This window comes from Hymenobacter cyanobacteriorum (assembly GCF_022631375.1).
GTDB lineage: Bacteria > Bacteroidota > Bacteroidia > Cytophagales > Hymenobacteraceae > Hymenobacter > Hymenobacter cyanobacteriorum.
Window position 1 is genome coordinate 215,739 of record NZ_JALBGC010000006.1, and the last position, 17,399, is coordinate 233,137.

Annotated in this window: 15 protein-coding genes; 5 read left to right on the plus strand and 10 right to left on the minus strand. The window is 54.1% G+C overall.

Annotated elements, in window-relative coordinates; all coding sequences use genetic code 11:
* The first annotated feature begins 434 nt into the window (after positions 1 to 434).
* Entirely contained in the window at positions 435 to 1,472 is a 1,038-nt protein-coding gene (locus tag MON38_RS20750; protein ID WP_241938068.1) for a replication initiation protein, read from the plus strand.
* Positions 1,473 to 1,592: 120 nt separating this feature from the next.
* On the opposite strand, the gene MON38_RS23050 is transcribed toward MON38_RS20750, so the two are convergent.
* Entirely contained in the window at positions 1,593 to 1,880 is a 288-nt protein-coding gene (locus MON38_RS23050; protein ID WP_422388760.1) for an HNH endonuclease, read from the minus strand.
* A gap of 851 nt (positions 1,881 to 2,731) precedes the next feature.
* Between MON38_RS23050 and MON38_RS20755 the strand changes: the two genes are divergently transcribed.
* Complete coding sequence (locus MON38_RS20755) at positions 2,732 to 3,916, plus strand: SH3 domain-containing protein (protein ID WP_241938069.1); 1,185 nt, start codon at positions 2,732 to 2,734, stop codon at positions 3,914 to 3,916.
* A gap of 45 nt (positions 3,917 to 3,961) precedes the next feature.
* On the opposite strand, the gene MON38_RS20760 is transcribed toward MON38_RS20755, so the two are convergent.
* The 3 genes from MON38_RS20760 to MON38_RS20770 all read right to left on the minus strand — a co-directional run bounded on the left by MON38_RS20760 (position 3,962) and on the right by MON38_RS20770 (position 8,664).
* Positions 3,962 to 4,429, minus strand: coding sequence for a 3'-5' exonuclease (locus tag MON38_RS20760; RefSeq protein ID WP_241938070.1), 468 nt, complete (start codon positions 4,427 to 4,429; stop codon positions 3,962 to 3,964).
* 21 nt (positions 4,430 to 4,450) lie between these two features.
* Positions 4,451 to 5,641, minus strand: coding sequence for a UvrD-helicase domain-containing protein (locus MON38_RS20765; protein WP_241938071.1), 1,191 nt, complete (start codon positions 5,639 to 5,641; stop codon positions 4,451 to 4,453).
* Between the two features lie 2,702 nt (positions 5,642 to 8,343).
* Positions 8,344 to 8,664 carry a replication initiation protein gene (locus MON38_RS20770; RefSeq protein ID WP_338423794.1) on the minus strand — a complete coding sequence of 107 codons (321 nt, stop codon included), beginning with the start codon at positions 8,662 to 8,664 and terminating at the stop codon, positions 8,344 to 8,346.
* A gap of 1,426 nt (positions 8,665 to 10,090) precedes the next feature.
* Here MON38_RS20770 and mobV (MON38_RS20775) point away from each other — a divergent pair.
* The 3 genes from mobV (MON38_RS20775) (at position 10,091) to MON38_RS20785 (ending at position 13,336) form a co-directional block, all read left to right on the plus strand.
* A complete protein-coding gene (gene mobV / locus MON38_RS20775; protein ID WP_241938073.1) occupies positions 10,091 to 10,612 on the plus strand; it encodes a MobV family relaxase in 522 nt (173 codons plus the stop codon).
* A 104-nt stretch (positions 10,613 to 10,716) separates the two neighbouring features.
* Positions 10,717 to 12,288, plus strand: a complete 1,572-nt coding sequence (gene mobV, locus MON38_RS20780; RefSeq protein WP_241938074.1) for a MobV family relaxase — start codon at positions 10,717 to 10,719, stop codon at positions 12,286 to 12,288.
* A 391-nt stretch (positions 12,289 to 12,679) separates the two neighbouring features.
* Positions 12,680 to 13,336 carry a RepA protein gene (locus MON38_RS20785; protein WP_241938075.1) on the plus strand — a complete coding sequence of 219 codons (657 nt, stop codon included), beginning with the start codon at positions 12,680 to 12,682 and terminating at the stop codon, positions 13,334 to 13,336.
* A gap of 130 nt (positions 13,337 to 13,466) precedes the next feature.
* Here MON38_RS20785 and MON38_RS20790 read toward each other — a convergent pair whose 3' ends face one another.
* The 6 genes from MON38_RS20790 to MON38_RS20815 form a co-directional block, all read right to left on the minus strand.
* A complete protein-coding gene (locus tag MON38_RS20790) occupies positions 13,467 to 13,961 on the minus strand; it encodes a hypothetical protein (RefSeq protein WP_241938076.1) in 495 nt (164 codons plus the stop codon).
* Positions 13,962 to 13,975: 14 nt separating this feature from the next.
* A complete protein-coding gene (locus MON38_RS20795; protein ID WP_241938077.1) occupies positions 13,976 to 14,716 on the minus strand; it encodes a ParA family protein in 741 nt (246 codons plus the stop codon).
* A gap of 410 nt (positions 14,717 to 15,126) precedes the next feature.
* Complete coding sequence (locus tag MON38_RS20800; RefSeq protein WP_241938078.1) at positions 15,127 to 15,306, minus strand: hypothetical protein; 180 nt, start codon at positions 15,304 to 15,306, stop codon at positions 15,127 to 15,129.
* Positions 15,307 to 15,621: 315 nt separating this feature from the next.
* Positions 15,622 to 16,050 (minus strand): replication initiation protein, encoded by a 429-nt coding sequence (locus MON38_RS20805; RefSeq protein WP_241938079.1) that lies wholly within the window; start codon positions 16,048 to 16,050, stop codon positions 15,622 to 15,624.
* Positions 16,051 to 16,137: 87 nt separating this feature from the next.
* Positions 16,138 to 16,617 carry a hypothetical protein gene (locus MON38_RS20810; RefSeq protein WP_241938080.1) on the minus strand — a complete coding sequence of 160 codons (480 nt, stop codon included), beginning with the start codon at positions 16,615 to 16,617 and terminating at the stop codon, positions 16,138 to 16,140.
* A gap of 142 nt (positions 16,618 to 16,759) precedes the next feature.
* Positions 16,760 to 17,353, minus strand: a complete 594-nt coding sequence (locus tag MON38_RS20815; RefSeq protein ID WP_241938081.1) for a hypothetical protein — start codon at positions 17,351 to 17,353, stop codon at positions 16,760 to 16,762.
* Positions 17,354 to 17,399 lie beyond the last annotated feature (46 nt).

Below are 17,399 nucleotides of genomic sequence, written 5' to 3' on the forward strand. Positions count from 1 at the left end.
TCTGGTTGTTAATCTCCTGCAAAATGACCCTAACGGACACCGGACGAAGCATATATGGTAACGGTTCCTCTAACTATGGTAACGGTTCCTCTAACTATGATAAAGGTTCCGTCAACTGTGGTAACGGTTCCGCTAGCTGTGGTAACCGTATTCTATGTATGGTAAAGGTTCCGTCAACTGTGGTAATGGTTCCGCTTACCGTGACGGATAAAGAGTAGGCGTATATATGGTAAAGGTTCCGCCAACTGTGGTAGGAGTTCCGCTTACCGTAACGGATAAAAAGTGAGCCTATGTATGATAAAGGTTCCGACAAGTATGGTAAGAACTCGGATGAAAAAGGCCAATGCGCATCATGTATGGTAATTGATTGTTTAATTACCATAGTTGGAAGACTCTTGTTATCTTTACTCTTATTAGCCTGACAACTCCGCATAATGGATACTACCCCAGCGCGCAACGACGTTATATTCCAGCACAACAACCTCATTCGCACCAACCTTCACATGGGCGAGTTGGAAGCCCGCATCATGGTCATGGCTCTCCAGGGTATCCATCAGAATGACGAGGGACCGCTCCCGCCCATACGCTTGAAGATTACCGATATCTACCCTGATGCCGGTGGCAAGGCCTACCGCTTAGTGGGCGCCGCGTGCAAGGCTCTTTACGAGCATGACCTGCGGCTGGTGCCGGTGGGTTCTAACCCTCAGAACAGTGAGTACCGCACCCGTATTGTTTCCGATATCGGTATCGACGCCGGCACGGGCTTGGTAACCGGCAACTTCGCCCCGAAGATTCGCCCTTACCTCATGGAAATCACCAAGGTAGTTGAAGGCAGCAAGCCCGGTTTCACCTCGGCCGATGTGAAGAAGCTGCTCGTCATCAAGAATGCTAACTCCCAGCGGCTCTACTGGATTCTCAAATCTTATCAGTCGCTGGGTTCCAAAGAAATCGCGCTCGACAAACTCCAGGACTATCTTTTTGAAGGCAACAGCCCCTACGGGAAATGGGGCGACTTCAACCGTTATGTGCTGGAAGTCGCCGTCAAGCAACTCGGGGCCGAGGACGTAGGCTTTCCCTTCTCCTACGAGGCCGTCAAAACAGGGAAGAAGGTTACGGCTATCAAGTTTGCCCTCCCACCGCCGGAGCGGCCCGAAAAGTCCGAGCGCACCAAAAACCGTCTTGGCCAGGGCCTGCCGGTACAGGACGACGCTGGCTTTGAAGCTTTCCTGGCGCAGTTCGACGACCGCCGTAAACTAACCTATGGCTTGCTGCTTGAGGACGGCATCGACAAGCCAATGGCCCAGCGCATTTTACAACTCGTGGGGCCCAACGACGATGCCCTGAAAAAGGTCGTCGCTGCCCGTAAAGCCGGCAACTTGGCCAAGCAGGCTGGCAAACTTACGTGCCCGCTTCCGGCCTTCATCATAACCGAACTTCAGGGCAGCTTCCCAGGTCTAAAGTCGAAGAAGTAACACGTGGAAAGCTACTCTGAGAACGGAAAGTGCCCTTGGTGATTTTTAAAATGGCGTATAGGAGCGCCTCAAAAAGTGTGGGGCAACGGGGCGCAGTATCTTAACTACCGCACAGCAAAATTAACCAAGTCTGGCCCCATCCAGGCCCTGGTGTGCGAGGGCGGCCGCTAACAGCTGCCCTTTCAAAAGATTTTTCCTCGGACTGCAGTGCCGCACTTCATCTCTTGATTTAAGCTGATGACAGGGTAAGCAAAGGATTTGAAAATTGCGCTGTTCGTTAGTACCCCCGTAGACACGGGGGATGATGTGGTCGAGGGTAAGCGCTTCCGTAGCTCCGCAGCGCACGCACACCTGCGGCAGCGCGGCCCGGATGCGTTTGCGTTTGCGGCTCTTGGGACGGCAGCTCATGGTTTAAGAATTTGGCCCTGGTGGAAACGCTCTGGCACCAAAGTTATCAAAAGACTTCCGCCGGCAGGGCTTATTTTGCTTCGGGCATGCGGGCCCTTCTCGGTGCCGCGCGGTCCGCACGCGAATTTTGGCGGCCGCACTTGGTGCGGCCGCCCCTCCTACCCTACTGCGGTGCTAGGGCAGCTGCCGGGGCCATGGTCCAAGCATCAAATTGGGTAGATAAAGGTGTATTACTAATATTACCCGTATTACTAATATTAACCATATTACTAATGTTGACTAGTAATGTTTCCTTTTCAAGAAGTGCTGCCAGACTGCGCCTAATTTATTGCCTGAGAGCATTGCCACTATTTTCTTCCATCCACTGCACGAAATCAACTGATGCGTATGGAAAAAGACCAAAGGCCCGAGACCATCAGCATGAAGTAAGGCGTCGCGCGACGGAACCCGCTACTTGGCCGGAACTTCAAATGACCACGATGAGGCGCGGGCGTTGAATTTGACCAAGCTCCGGGCAATTCTAGGGCCACGGCGCAGGCCACGTTTGATTTGCGGCGGCCGAATTTTCTGGAGCGGCAGCGGGGTGAGATTACCAAATGCGTCGTGGGGGCGGGCTGCGCCAGGACAGCAAGTACAGCCCGGCGGCCACCCCCGCTTCAAGGCCTGGCTGAGCGACGAGTTCTTTCGCCAGGCGTACCTGCCGCCGGGGCAGTGAGGAAAAGAGTTGGGGCCGTTAGGTAATAATTTGGCAGTTCATTTCGATACAGGCTATCAAGAATCAATCGCCGCGCGACCAAGAGCGGAAACCTGTCTCCTTGCTGTTCCGCTCAACCAGCTACCGCTGAATCATTATGTCGCTTAACTACCCAAGCAATCACCTCGAAGGCCTGATGGGCCTGAGTGAAAAATACGAAAAGCTGCTTCGTCCCGCAACGCGATTTTCTGAATCGGCACTGACCAAGAGCGCAGCCCGGGCGTTGAAAGCCGCTAATCCTTTTCTGGAGGTGCAGGAGCGCATCAATGCCAAGCTACCCCAGCCAACGGGATTTTTTGCGCTGCTCGAATCCACGCAACACGCGCGGTCCATTGCGGGCCAGCTACAATCTCTTTCTGCCCTCACCCGCCCATTTGAACCCCCGCTTGCCGCGCTCCGAACGCCCATGAGCGAGTGGGCCGCGCTGCGTCAGCCCCTGGTGGATATGACCCCCTTTCGGGCATTGCACCAGCAACAGCAGACGCAGCTAGCTACCTTTAGCCAGCAACTGGCCGAGAGCGTCCGCAGTGTGCAACACTTCGCGGACCTTATGCGGCCCGGCCTCGAAGTGCTGACCCCCGGCGGCTTATGGTCGAGCCGGCTCATGGAGTGGGCCGACAAGTTCGACGCGGCCGCGGCCGAGTTCGATGGCCAACCAGCGCTGGGCGGGGAAGATGCGGGCGTCGCTGAGCAGGACGGGGCGGGCATGGCCAGTATACTGGAGCCGCTGGGCAACCGGTTGGACGCGCTCGAAGTGGTGAGTGCCGCTGATGTCGCGGCCCTGCGCGAGTACCTGGAGGAAGTTTACGCGGCCATCACTACCACCATCGGTCTGGCCGTTTTAAAGATGCTGCGCACCGGGCACGGGGCCGCCGCTGGCTTGATGCTGTACGCTGGCACAATGGGCGGATTTCTGACGCTGGTGGGCCTGCCCATTGTGGTCGATTCCTACATTACCCGGATTGATGCCCTTCTCCACCCGGAGCACGCCGCCGCGACTAAGGAAGATTTGCGCCAGCTCAAGGCGGACATGCTGGCCAGCATCAAACAGATGGCCGCCGAGCAGGGGCAACTGCGTACCGTGGGCCGCCGGTTACGGGTGCGGGCCAAGCCGACCGAGCGTGCGCTATGCCTGGGAACCGTTCGGGCCGGTCAGCAAGTGGTGGTGCTGGGCCTGGCTGGCAAACGGGCGTATATCTCGTACCAGGACGTGGACCAGCTGCCCATGCACGGCTGGGTGCTGAAAAAGTATCTCAATCGTCGTTCCAGTAGCGGGCAGTAGGCCCCTCCCCTACCGGCTGGCCCCTCCCTTATCAACGCATTTTTGCTACATCGCGGCATCCAGGCGGCTTTGCAACGATTGCAATTGCGGGGCGACGGGCGTTGAGGCCAGGTAATCATGGGCGTGCGGTGAGCGGCTGGCCGACGCGGGCGGCGAAGGAGGCGGTGGGGGAGTAAATAGTGGGGTTCCCCCGTGAATGGGCGTGATACCTGCTCCCCCCGCGAATTCATGCGGCACGCGCGAGGCCGGCATGTAGAGCACGTTTTTAGCGCGGGTCAGCGCCACGTACAGCAAGTTGACTTCTTCCATCACCTGGGCCAGCAAGCTGGGCTCCACTGGCCGAAGGGCCAGTTCCCGTACCAGCCGGTCGATGGATTCGGGCCCGATGAAGTCATCGGTCAGTTGCACAGCATCGTATTCGAGTCCCTTGCTCTTGTGCACCGTCGAAAAACAGATTTGGGCCTGGTGGCGCGCCCCGTCGGCTACTTGCCGGCGCTTGAGCTCCTTAATCAAAGCGGGCAATTCGTTGCCGTATTATTCCACGAGGTTGATGAGCATGAGCAGCGGCCCGTCTTCGGTTTCGCGGGCGTACTCTTCCAGTTCGAACAGGTTGGCCATGCGCTTGATGAGCGGGTCGCGGATGCCGCCGCTGCGGCCATTGTACAGGCTCAGCACGTCGAACAGGCTGCCCCCCGTATCGGCGTAGGTATAGGAGTTCAGGTTGCCCTCAAAGTAGAGTCGCTGCACGTCGGCGCTGTGGTGGGTCAGGTACTCAATGGCTTTGGCCAGCAGGTTGATGTTGGTGCGGCTGATAACGGCCTTGCTGACGGGTTCGCCGGTGCCGCCCCCGTGCCCGGTCAGGGGAAAGGGCAGTTCCGCCCCGAGTTGGTTCTTCCAGTTCAGCACCTGGGTGGCCAGTTCGGCCACCGGTGCGCCAAACCGAAAGCTGGCGCTCAGCTGGAAGGTCGTAAAATTGCTTTTCTCCAGCGCGTTGACCGCGTGCCGCCACCCGTAAATCTGTTGGTGGGTGTCGCCCACAATGACTTTCGTGGCATCCTGGCTGAGGAAGAAATCCAGCATCACGCCCGAGGCATCCTGCCCCTCATCGAACAGAATGTAGTCGAAGGCCAGCTTGGGCTGGTCGAGCTGAAATTTCTTGAGGTAAAAATCGTGGGTGATGGGGACCTCCCCCCCGTTCATGCGTTTGAGTAGCACCCGGCAGCTGCGCTCGATGAGGGCGTAGTGGGTCCGTACGAAGGCCTGCGCGCTGGGGTCGGCCACGGTGTCGAGGTAGTTCAACTCCTGCACCTGCCGTTTGCTGCTGTTGCAGAAGTAGGCCAGAAACTTGCCGACGTGGTTGGCCAGCACGTACTCCGCATGGGCCTTGGCATCGGCCATTTTCGGGAGCTTCAGCAGCTCGGCCAGCTCATAGGGTTTATAGCCCCCGTTTTCGTGGAGCTGGTAGCCCGAGTGTTTCATGACGTGGCGGTAGGCCAGCGAGTGCGCCGTTTCCACCTGCACGTTGTGCAGCCCCTGTTGGGCGAACTTGCGAATGGCTTCCTGGCGCACGCTCTTGTTGAATGCCAGGTAAAGAATGCGCGCATCCGCGGGCCGCGAACGCGCATAGGCCACTACCGTGGTCGTCTTGCCCGAACCGGCCACCGCGTTGATTTTGATATCGCCGGCCGAGGCAATAATAGCTTCTTGCTCAAGAGTAAACTGCATCGTGGAGTTTTGCTGGGATTAACCGCAATTTAGTTTTGTAGAAACGGATACGCTTAATGGTAATACCGGTAATATACATAATACGAGTAATATAAATGTTGTTAGTAATACAGGTAACATGAGTAATATGGTTAATACGGGTAATACCAGTAAGGAATAGTAATGCTGAAGACTTGGTCCGCGGGCCACTCATCAGGTAACGCCGCGTTAGCTTACCTGCAGTACTGTTCGTTTCAAAGCACCAAAATACGCTTACCGCTCTGCCCAGAACATGAAGCTTAGCGGCTGGCCACGACAAAAGGAGCCCAGGCGTTGGCGTGGAAATATCCGGGATAAAATGCGGGTAGGGCCAGTGCCTTGTCAACCGTTCATTGTCTAAAAGGCCCGTTCCTGGAGGAAGCCCGTGCCACGACCGGGCCAAGCAACTGGCCGTTTTGCCGCCACCTGCCCAACTGCTGCTGCCCTTGCTCAGTCGGCTGCTCCGGTTGCGCCCATCTCACGCTATCAATTCACGCTATCAATCACGCTGTCAGCCGCAGCGTGACCGCCCGCAGTGCAGCCACGTCCAGCGTAGCCAGAGGCAGGGGCGCGGTGAGGCCCGCGCCATAAATCAGGTCCGCCGCCCACGCTGCCAGGTCGGCCGCCTAAATCATGCGCCGACCCGCTCCGTCCTCGTACTGCGTTTTGCCCATCATGAAAGCTTCCAGTTCAGGGTGCAGGGCGGCCGGTACCTCTGGCAGCGCCTGGTCAACTGAGGATGAGCGAAGGAGCCCATTCAGATAATCCCGGAGGGCCTGGTAAGCATCTTGGCTAGAAATAGGTCATGGAAAGCAAGTATTAGATGCTTCATGCACTGGAAAGCGAGCAGTGGAGGTAATATAGGTAGTGAAGGTAATATAGGTAACAGCAGTAATATTTCGAGTTGCATCACCTGAGTTTTAAATCAAGATTTCGGGCGAGTTCCTATGTATTCATTTGTCGGTCCTCTCGTTTGGTGGGATGACGGGTGCCTGTCGGCATCGCCCCAGGTCCTGTAGTGTATAAATGCCATCCCGGGTTTTTACAGTAACTCCGGGCTCACCGCACAACAGTGTTGGGCTTCCAGGAGTTGGTGCCGGTAGCGGTGCATACCCAAAGCTACAAGTAGCACGCGGTGAGCAACGCAATAGCGAAACCCGCGCGCGACTGGTCCGGACCGTCTGCTGCTAGCAGTCAAGCAAAACCTGGGACTGCGGCTACGAGCAGCACCACCGCACCGGGGACTGGAACAAACCACGGTGGATATTAAGTGACCAAATACCATCAGGCCCCGGCATGCCGTTCCAGCCTTCCTTGCCCAAAGTCAGCCGGTGCATGCACTGCGCTCGGGCCAGACAGAGCCCTGGGTGGAAGAACGCCAGAGTAGATACTGAGGCATAAAAAAGGCAGTGGGGAACAAGATGCTAAAAGTGAAGGTGCGCCTAACCATGTGTTTAAAAGAATTTTAAAGGGAACACAATTATTATTAGTAACATTGATAATATAAATAATATGGGTAACAACACTTTAATTAGTAACATGAGTAATATGTGCTTGCGGACGTTTATTCTATGAGTAGAACTTTGGCATTTGCAAACCAAGGGGGAGTGGGTAAAACGGCATCCCATCCCGCTCGAAGCTCAGATGTATGCCGCCGACGCCCTAGAAGTACTGCGCTTGGAAACGGCTGGGTAGTTACGGGTGGAGCACCCGTACCAGGTACTCGACACCGTTATCCACGAGTCGATTGTCCGGGGTGAGCCGACTCATTTGGGAAAGGACATTTTTTCCTATGCCACACAAAGTACCTGGGCCGCCGACAACTATTTGCTGGTCGCTGAATACTCACCCGCTAATTCGTTCGTCGCCCAAGGTCAGAGTCTTCAAATCCTGCGCTGCCCCAGCGAGCCAACCCTGCACAAGGTCATATCCGAACGCGCCTTTTTCGACCCTATTTGTGCTGTTGAGCTAGTAAAAAAAACACCTAGAAGCTAAAATAAGGCGTATACTATAAGTAACACTGGTAATAATGATAACACAAATTATGCTGTCATTCCTGCCGATGCGAAGAGCGCTGTTGCCGTTCTAGACTGTTGGGCCGGTTAGTGTCACTATTGCTTCAGACGGTGCCTGGCAGACGTTCGTACTGAACTGGGGAAACCTGGAGCAGTTGCTCGATTACTTCCACGTCAATTATGTCCATGCCTGCCGGGTGTGAGGGGAGCATACCTACTCGCAGAAGCGGGCGCTACTTTGAGGCGCTGAAACTGCTTTTTGCCAGTTGTCTCCCCGGTTCGCAACGTCTATGGCACCTCCGGCAATTAAAGGAATAGCAGCAAGAACGAATTAAGCGGGGGTATGCTCATCAGTCCAATGCCCAAAAACGGTGGGTTTTGCGGCCTGTAATCGATGCAAAGAGTGCCGCGCTATCTGGACCCGGTCTAGGGTAGGTGCGTTGAAGGGCATGGCGTTTATGGGACAATTCTCCTGAGTTAGCTATCCGGTCAATCTGGTGCCGGCTAACTTACCGCAACCCGCAGATTTTTAAGAAAAGCTCCCGAGGTTCTTAGTCGCCTTTATTTTGTCGGTTTTGAGCGAGTCGGTGAACTTGAAGAGCTGGTCCAGGGGCTTGACGTCGCCGAGGACGGTGGCTACGAGTTGCGGCTGGGTAATTCCCAATGCCTCTAGTGCTGCTTAGCCGTGTAGGCCCGGGCATCTTCGGCGGGTTGTTCGAAGGGAATGGGCAGTTGCTGGGGCTGCTGACGGGCAATGGGGAAGCACACCGCGTCGTAAGCCCTTCCTCGCTTCACCAGCGTGTAATCAATCCTGAGGTCGGTGTGCTCGCTGACCTGGCGCACGGCGATGTCCAATACCCGGGCCTTGAGCTGGCTGATGTTCTGGAACAGCTCCGGCTCCTTGCCCTTGGGGTCCTTCAGGTGCAGCAACTGTTTGAACTCGTCCAGCGAGTAGGTCCGCGTGGTATCCTTGTCTTTCCACTGGCTCACAAGCTGATAAATGTGCTTGGCGTATTTGCTGCTCAGTTTCAGAGCCGAGTGCAGCTGATTGGAAGTGAATGAATTTTTACAATATAAATATGTGATAAATAATGTTAGAACCACTTTTTATAAGCTGAGATACTTCGATGACCTCAAAAGCATCTAGTGGGGCTTCAGACACTATTCCATCGATATGACCACATCATTAATCGGTAAAGCACTAAAAATAGCGTCGATAAAAACCTGTCAAGGTACAAAAAATCTGGTTCTATAAGCCAAGATTAGTCACTTTTAGCAGGTCGTTTTTAAGATTAAGTAATTGATTATCATAATAATATGCGTAAATATGGCCTCCGTGGTGAGTTGATTTCTAGAAAAGATGATTACCGAGTGGTGCCGTAACTTAAGTTTCTCAACACCTATAATAATCGTAAGTATCTGATAAATAATATTTTATAATTCGACTTGGTTTCCAGTAATCACAGCTTTGGTTGTTTTGCATATGAGATGCGGTAGTTGAGACGGCTACGTAATGATGGCTAGAAAGAAGGGGCTTGAATACTGGTTGCAGGATAGCATAAGCCATAGAATGGGGATAAGAAGGCAGTGGGGAAGAGAAAGGTCAAGAGGACCCACAGTGAGTGGTAACTGCAGGAACTGGTCAGTACACCCGAATTGGGCCTGTATGCTGTGTCTTTAGATAATACAATTACACCCCTCTTATCAAAAACATCCAGCCTGCCATAGTAGCATCAAAGCCTGAAAACCACACAAGAAATGCAGGGCCGATTCAGCTTTTGGATAGATAGGGTGCTGTCCCTTCAAAATAAGCTAAACGTCACCAGTGGATAAGCACAAAGGGGGGATGGAGACCAGGGGTTGAAATTGTACTGTTTTCCTAAAGTATGATAATGAACTAAATGAACCGTTGATTGAATCGAATTACTGACCAGACAATCATGGGAGGCAAACAAAGGGTTTACTGATGATATTTTTTAGAGCAGGCATACTTGTTGATGCGGTTTATCCGATAGAAGGAACTGCGGATTGAAACGAGAACACCGGCCGATTAGGAAGTGGTCTGTTTATCTTATCTGGGGTGAGTGGGCTGGCTAATGGGGAAAGCATATCGTTCTGATAGGTGGTTGATGGGGCTTGCAGAGAAACGGATTATTAGCCATTTGGGGAGGGTGTTGAAAGCGAACGGGTAGGCAGTGGGGAAGAAAAAGGGTGAAACAATTTGGTGACGTAGCAGTGCTGGTGTAGCTTGCTTGTGAAGTAGGGTTTGGGTTGATTGGAAGCCTTAGCTTGACTGGTTTTTTTGAATGCATCACACACACGATGCATACAGAAATTATACATAGCTTCGCTGACATATTTTACTTGTCATTCCACCTACTTAGAAGGTCCTTCATTTTTTTCTTTTCTAGCGACTATGGCTTACGCAATAATCAAGTGGGGTAGGATTCAAACAGTGGTGCAAGCGGCATCGGCCACGGCCCATAACTACCGCCAGTACGAGGTGTCCAACGCCGACCAGGAGGCCCCGCATCCGAACATCGAGTTCGTGAACGTCGCCGAGCGCGACTACTGGGAAGTGGCCAGCGAACGCATCACCGAGGCCGGCATCACGCCCCGCCGGAAAGACGCGGTTCGGTGCGTGGAAGCTTTTATAACTGCTTCGCCCGAGTTTTTTAAATGCGACCCTAACGGATGGACAGCTGATTATTCGCAGAGCAACTGGCTGAAGGATACTAGGATTTTTCTAACCGAGAAGTTCGGGGAGAAAAACCTTATCGCCTTCCAGCTTCACCAGGATGAGAAGACGCCGCACATCCACGCCGTCATTGTGCCCATTACACCAAACGGGCAGCTGTCCGCACGGGGCCTGTTCAATCCGGCTACTATGCGCGGGTATCAACGCGAGTACGCCGAGAAGATGAAGGACCATCTATAGCAGGTCGGCAAGTGCAGCCTGCTTTTTTTAATACAATTTTTAGGACGTGCGCCCTTCTCCGGCAACCCTCCTTTTTCTTCCCCACTGCCTAATCGTTTACTCTAATGGCTTACGTCATTTTGCGTCACGGCAAACTATCTACCCGAACCCAGGCGGCGGCGGCCACGGCCCACAACTATCGCCAGTACGAGGTGTCCAACGCCGACCAGGAGGCCCCGCATCCGAACATCGAGTTCGTGAACGTCGCCGAGCGCGACTACTGGGAAGTGGCCAGCGAACGCATCACCGAGGCCGGCATCACGCCCCGCCGGAAGGATGCGGTTCGGTGCGTGGAAATCATTTTGTCAGCTTCGCCCGAATGGTTTGAACGCAATGAAAATGGACGGGCAAAGGATTACTCGCAGAGTGAGTGGCTGAAAGACACCAGAAGTTTTCTAACCGAGAAGTATGGCGAGAAAAACCTCATTGCCTTCCAGCTTCAGCAAGATGAGAAAACGCCGCACATCCACGCCATCGTCGTGCCTATCACCAGTGACGGGCGGCTATCCGCGCGGGACTTGTTTAATCCGGGGACACTACGCCGCAATCAGACCGAGTACGGCGAGAAGATGAAGGCGCATGGCCTGGAACGAGGCATTGAGTATAGCAAGGCCAAGCATCAGCCCATGAAGCGTTTCTACGGCCAGCAAAACGAGACCGCTGCCGAACTGGGCATGCAGCTGGGACCAGCCAGCCCGTATCAGGAAAAGCAGGTATCCAGGCCGGGCCACATTGTGGCTAATCCCGAAAAGTGGGCCGCCCAAGAGAGTCAGGTAATGAACGACCACGCCCGGGCCCAGGTGGATGCCGCCAACCAACGGGCTGATAAGGCTCAGAATTCGGCGCTAGAACATGCCGCAGTCAAGGACCAGGTCCGATTACTGCAAAAGCAGTTGAGCGCGTTACAGGAGCTAAAACGGGCCGACGATAAAGTGCAGGAGGACCTGTACAAATGTCTGGCGGGGGGGGAGAAAACCCCTCGAATGGTTTTGAATAAAGGTAATGAACTGCTAGACAATGAGGTGCGCGCTTTAGTAATTGGCCGAATAACTGTCACTATGCTCAACCAAGACGTTAAGACAGCAGGTGATAGGGGAAATTATAATAGAGCGGCTGAGTTAGTCGACAAGGTGACGGACCAAGAAGCCAAGAACAAACTTTTAGAGGCCGGTCTGAGCCGTTATGCAGGCGGTAAGACCCGGTTGGCAGAACTCAACGAGAAGCAGGCAAAGGATGCCGCCGAAAAAATTCGGGAAGCTGAAAAGCAAAAAAGATGGGATGAAGAAGAACCCGCGCGAAGAGCCCAAAAAATTCTCGACCAGGAACGCCAGCAAAAGGTCATTTTTGATAATGAACGGCTAAAAATTGAACAGGTAAGCGGACAAGTGCTGAGTACGAAATCGCACATCATGTCGCTTGATGGATTCGCTTGGTCGGCCAGAGAAGCTGGTTTACAGGTAGAAATTCCCAGTAAGGGGCAACTCATTCTCTCTATCCCGGGAAGTAAAAACCGCTTTGAACACCAAGACCTCCAGTTGGGCGGTAAAGAATTCGCTGACGTTCTCAACGGACACATCAAAATCAACAATGCAACATATGAACGAGAGAAGGGGAGGAGCTACGACCGGGAAATGTGATGAACCGAAAACAGGGCTGAGCCGGAAGTAGATTTTTCTTCCCCACTGCCTAATCGTTGTTCAACACCTCTGCTTGAGAGGACGGAGGTTCGCTTTTTCGACCGTACTGGACAGTCGTTCCGGGGGCATTCAACGAGCCGTTCAATGACCTTTCAAAATGGAGGCTTTTAGCCTCCATTTTGAAGAGTTAAGAGCGACCCCTCATAACTCATTGACCAGTCGGCAGGTCGTGTTTTAAGAAACACACTTCTTGTTTTAAAATTCGCACTTGTCTTTTTAGAATCAGGACCAAAACTAAAACAAATTGATTTAGTTTTGGCAAACAAACTGTTTTACTTTTGCTAGGTAATCCTAAAACAAAATTGTTTAGTTTATATATATTAGATACAAAATGAGCCAGTCTACCGCATCCTCTCCAGATAAATCAACCGAACCTCACACTTGGTACAAGAAGCTGACTGACTACCCATCGAACCGTGAAAATCCCTTTTTAGAAAAAGCGGTAGCGGAGATGAAGGTTTCCGTTAAGCGTCAGTCTATCAAGCCTAGGAATCGCGGAGCGGAAACAAGTCTGGTGCTCGTCGACGACCTCGGTGAAGAACACGGGGAAGCAATCTTCGTGCGGCAAGTTGAGGTCGATGAAGCCGGATTCACCAAAATATTTCGGGAAGGCTTGGCTCGTTTTAGCGGTCTAAGTATGCGTGGTACAAAGGTCTGGCTTTACATATGTGACCAACTCAAACCGGGTTCAACAAGCGTGCACTTTATGCATTCGCAATGTCTGGAGCATACTGGATATAAGAGCCGGAGCAATGTTATGAGCGGTTTAGCTGAGCTATTGGAAGCATCCATCATCGCTCGAAGCGAAGAATCTAGCCTCTACTTCATTAATCCGATGGTCATGTTCAATGGCAATCGGATAACTTTTGCCAAGTCCTACGTTAGAAAGCAGATAACTAAAAACCATCCTACTCAGTACGAACTAGAGCTCAACCCCCATCTTTCATTGAACCAGTTAAAGGACCTGTCCACAAGGCTGGATGGTTGATGAGGTGTTTTAGAAAGGGGAAGGCAGTCGGGCTGACTGGCCTCACACCTCAGTGCTTGCACACATAATGCATTATCTGACGGGGTGGTGTTGTAACGTTCGTCGCAGACTTTAACCCAGGGAGCAACTCCTATTCACTGGTCCCGACGCGACGGCCTCGCTGAATGCGTTCCCGGCGCTGCTGCTCCTGCTCGCGGGCCTTGGCCGGGCGGGGAGCAGCAGGAACATCCGTAGCAAACAACAGGTCCAGTGCATCTTGCAGGGCCTGCTTTTGTGAATAGGTGTACTCACCCCGCGACCGGCGCGCGTGGACGAAGTCTCTCAACTGCTCCAGATGCCCCCGGCTGAGCACGAACGTTTGGCGGACTCCATCCGACGCATCATCGGCCTCCGGAGCGGCTACGGTAACGGGAACTTCCGCTTTGGATGCCCGCTTATTATTGCTTTTATTACCAGTGTTACTTGTATTATCAGTATTGCTGGTTGTCTTTGACACAACTGGCTTAGCCGCTGGTTTTTGGACGGGGGCAATATCGTCGGTGAGGTCGAAGAAGTCGCGCTCTGACGTTGGCTTTGCAGTGGTCGCCTCGCCGGCAGCCGATAGATTTTTGAAGGTTTTGGCCATGGGATGTAAGCTGCTTAGCGGGTGAGGATTTCCGCCACCAGCGCCTGGTAGTCGGTGGCCCCGGCACTTTGCGGAGCATAAGTGAAAATATCTTTGCCTAAATGAGGGGCTTCCCCCAAGGCAATGCTTTCGCGGATAAAGCTGTTCAGCACCAGTTCCGGATGCTGGGCCCGCATTTGCTCGGCCGTTTCCCGCCGCAGCACCTTACGGGCGTCGTGGCGGGTGAAGAAGATACCGCCGACTATCAATTCGGGGTTTAGCCGCCGCTGCACCCGGCTCACCAGACCCAGCACCATCTCCAGGCCATCGGTCGCGTACAGCTGGGCCTCCAGCGGAATGTAGAGCTCCTGCGCGCAGGCGTAGGCGTTGAGCGTGACCAGCCCCAGCGCCGGCGGGCAATCGAGTAAGATATAGTCAAACTTCCCGCGAATTGGCTCAAGCAACTCCTTGAGCAGAAACTCGCGGTCCAGTTCGTCGCCCTTCACCTTCTCGAAGCCCGACAGCGCCGGTGAGCCCGCTATCAGCCCCATGCCGTGGGCCGGATAGGCTTTGAGGGGATACTCCTGCAGCAGCGCGCCATACACGTTTTTCTCCGCCTTCACCACCCCTAGTCCTTTGCTAAGGTTGGCCTGCGGGTCCAGGTCCACGAGTAGTACCCGCTTGCCGGCGCGCAATAGCCCCGCGCCGATATTGGCGGTGGACGTGGTTTTGCCAACTCCGCCCTTTTGATTCGTAAATGCCAGAATTTTACTCATGCGGCAAATATAGGCACCCGAATGTTACCAGTGTTATACGTAACACAAATATTACTAGTGTTACTAATATTATAACTGTTCACGCAATGGTATTTGCAATTGAATAAACCTTGTTATAGCGGCGCAGATTAAAATTACTGTGATTTCTATCCTACGCTTCGTGAGGGGCTACCCCACATCATGGTCTGCTACAATCATCGTTGGTCGTGTGTGGACGCGAGGCGGTAGAGAGGCATATTTTTGATAATGGTTTTAGCCCCCCCTTATTTACCAATCCTGTAGCAGCCGGACGTTGTATATCCCATAGGAAAGCCACGGATGGTCTTCAGCGCTACCGCTGCACGGCCTGCCAGATGCCTGTGGGCTCGTAGTCTTCGTTGAGTAGCACCAGCATGACGCTATCCATCCCATTACTTGCGAAACTTTAGCGCGCCGACCTTTTGGGTTGGCTTACCGGTGGGCAGCAGCCGGCGGCCCATTATCCGAATCTTGTGCTCCTGGCCGTCCACGATTTCGCTCGCGTCGTAACCTTCGCAGCAAGCGTCAGCCAGCGTCAATCCGAGCAGCCGCACCGTTTCTGCTTCCGCCATCTCCCCGGATACGCCCAGGGGCTTGCCGGTTAGGGCGTAGCAGGCTTTGGCTAAGGTTTTAGCACGGGCCAGCTAGCCTATAACTTGGTTGTTTTTCTGTCGTGACGGCAATCTGCCAGTGCAACCTCTCAGCCGGCTTTAGCCGAAACCGCCGAATTCCATTCGCTATCAAACCTATGGACTTGCAGTCCATAGTCGTTTAGTTCAACCCAGAACCTGATTGTATCCGGCGTAGTGGGGTCCCCTCATTTTCCACCCCTTATGCTTTCGGTTCTAGAAGGAGCGCAGCATTTGAAAAGCACGCTGGGGGTGGGCTTAGCGGCGCATGAGCAGTGCTTCCAGCTGGGGGGTGGTGTACTTGCTGCTCAGGTCAAGCAAATATTCTTTCAGGTCAGGGTTGAACTTGCCCGTTACCACCTCTGTGTCCGGCTTCAGGCTCAAGGTGGAAAATAGGAGCAGGTATTGGCTGCAGCCTTTTTCTTGTCGGAGAGTCTTGTCTTTAGTTGCTTGCATGAGCCGCTTAATGGCCACCAGCAGCTTAGCGTACTGCTTGCCGTCCGCGTTATCGCCTGGGATAACGTCATTGAAGGCGAACTGGAAGGTTAGCTGTTGCGACTCATGGGTCAAGCTGCTTAGGGCTAAGGCAAAGAGACGGGCCTCCACCGGGCTGTAGGCCGGTGGGGAGCGAACGAACAGGTCGCTCAGATAAGCAACTTCTTGGATGTCAGATATGGGCGTGCTCATAGCAGAAATGTGTTAGCGGATTGTTAAACAAAACCGTGCGCTTTGGTGCCAGCCCTTGCACCGGGGTGCCATCATTGCGCCTGGCTCTTATGACGCAGGCTGGGGCGTGGGCAGCATTTCGTCGAGCTGCGCCACATTGAGCAGGTAATCGCGCAGCATGGGATTGAATAGCACGGTAACCAAGCCATCGACGCACCCAATCGAACGTTCCTTGGTATCGTCCAGCAGCCGGCGCGGGTGATACTGCCGGAGCGCGGGCATCTCGAACGAAAACATGACCGAGTCGAGTTGGTGCAGCGCGCAGTAAATCAATTCCTCGCGGGTGTTTTCTCCCGGCGTGGTTACCTCCTCTAACGGGAAAACGTAGTATTCACGCAGGACGTAGCCATCGGCGCGGATTTGCTGCAGCACCCGATTCATGAGTTGATGCACGGGCTCGCCGGCCGGAAATTTGCGCACAAAGTTCTTGTTCCAGTGGGTGCGGACCATTTTAAAGTCTGCCTGGTCATAGGCCAGGCGCAACACGAACGGGGTCGCGTGCGGAAGACGGCGTGAGGGGGAGGACATATTACGGGCAAATAAATAAGTAGCAAAGGGGGAAGAATGCCACCGCTGACGGCGACCGGCTGGGGATGGCCCAAGACGTTATCCGGTCGGTTCGCGACGCGTCGACGGTGCCATTCTGTTTGTTTACCAACGTCCTACTGGGCTACTGAGCATTTTCCGCTTTAAGCCGGGCGCTGGTCTGGGCCGCCAGCGCGGCTTCCAACGGTTTGCTCAGTACGTCCAGGGTGCCTTCCCACCCAAAGCCCTGGGGTTTTTCGATGTACGCGGCCCGGGCCCGGCCCCCTTCCCAGAATAGCCGGTACTTGCTCTCTTGCTGACTTGGGCCGAACAGGTAGGTGGTCTCCGGCCGCAGCACGGCCCCGTCGCCGATGGCCCGGAATTGGCAGAATTTGCCGTCGAGAAAGTAGTAAAGGGTTCGCACCTGCGCGTGGTGCTTGCCGAACCAGCCGGTGGTCCCCTCGTAGGCGTAGACCTTCGTCAGGTCACCCGGCGCGGACGGCACCAAGCGCATTTGGGAAAAGGCACTCAGCGGCTCTCCGAAGGTATGGCCCGCGATGCCGTTAAGCGAATCAACCTTGCCGCCGAACGGAAATGCGGAGGGGGCCGGAGCGGCGGTTTCCGGGGCAGCAGCGGCGGGCGGGGAGGTCGAACTCGGCGAAGAGCAACTGGTCAGCAGCCCACTGGTGAGGAGCAGAAGCGTGGCGGGCGCGAAAAGGCGGTGAAGTGATAACGGCATGGGGTACGAAAGGGAAAGCAGGGAAAGAAAGGGGTTAGTGGTATCC

What these genes read in the sequence shown, in the direction of transcription:
- MON38_RS20750 (WP_241938068.1), top strand. Translation starts at nt 435, where the DNA reads ATGGATACTACCCCAGCGCGCAACGACGTTATATTCCAGCACAACAAC.
- MON38_RS23050 (WP_422388760.1), bottom strand. Translation starts at nt 1,880, where the DNA reads ATGAGCTGCCGTCCCAAGAGCCGCAAACGCAAACGCATCCGGGCCGCG.
- MON38_RS20755 (WP_241938069.1), top strand. Translation starts at nt 2,732, where the DNA reads ATGTCGCTTAACTACCCAAGCAATCACCTCGAAGGCCTGATGGGCCTG.
- MON38_RS20765 (WP_241938071.1), bottom strand. Translation starts at nt 5,641, where the DNA reads ATGCAGTTTACTCTTGAGCAAGAAGCTATTATTGCCTCGGCCGGCGAT.
- mobV (WP_241938073.1), top strand. Translation starts at nt 10,091, where the DNA reads ATGGCTTACGCAATAATCAAGTGGGGTAGGATTCAAACAGTGGTGCAA.
- mobV (WP_241938074.1), top strand. Translation starts at nt 10,717, where the DNA reads ATGGCTTACGTCATTTTGCGTCACGGCAAACTATCTACCCGAACCCAG.
- MON38_RS20785 (WP_241938075.1), top strand. Translation starts at nt 12,680, where the DNA reads ATGAGCCAGTCTACCGCATCCTCTCCAGATAAATCAACCGAACCTCAC.
- MON38_RS20790 (WP_241938076.1), bottom strand. Translation starts at nt 13,961, where the DNA reads ATGGCCAAAACCTTCAAAAATCTATCGGCTGCCGGCGAGGCGACCACT.
- MON38_RS20795 (WP_241938077.1), bottom strand. Translation starts at nt 14,716, where the DNA reads ATGAGTAAAATTCTGGCATTTACGAATCAAAAGGGCGGAGTTGGCAAA.
- MON38_RS20800 (WP_241938078.1), bottom strand. Translation starts at nt 15,306, where the DNA reads ATGGCGGAAGCAGAAACGGTGCGGCTGCTCGGATTGACGCTGGCTGAC.
- MON38_RS20805 (WP_241938079.1), bottom strand. Translation starts at nt 16,050, where the DNA reads ATGAGCACGCCCATATCTGACATCCAAGAAGTTGCTTATCTGAGCGAC.
- MON38_RS20810 (WP_241938080.1), bottom strand. Translation starts at nt 16,617, where the DNA reads ATGTCCTCCCCCTCACGCCGTCTTCCGCACGCGACCCCGTTCGTGTTG.
- MON38_RS20815 (WP_241938081.1), bottom strand. Translation starts at nt 17,353, where the DNA reads ATGCCGTTATCACTTCACCGCCTTTTCGCGCCCGCCACGCTTCTGCTC.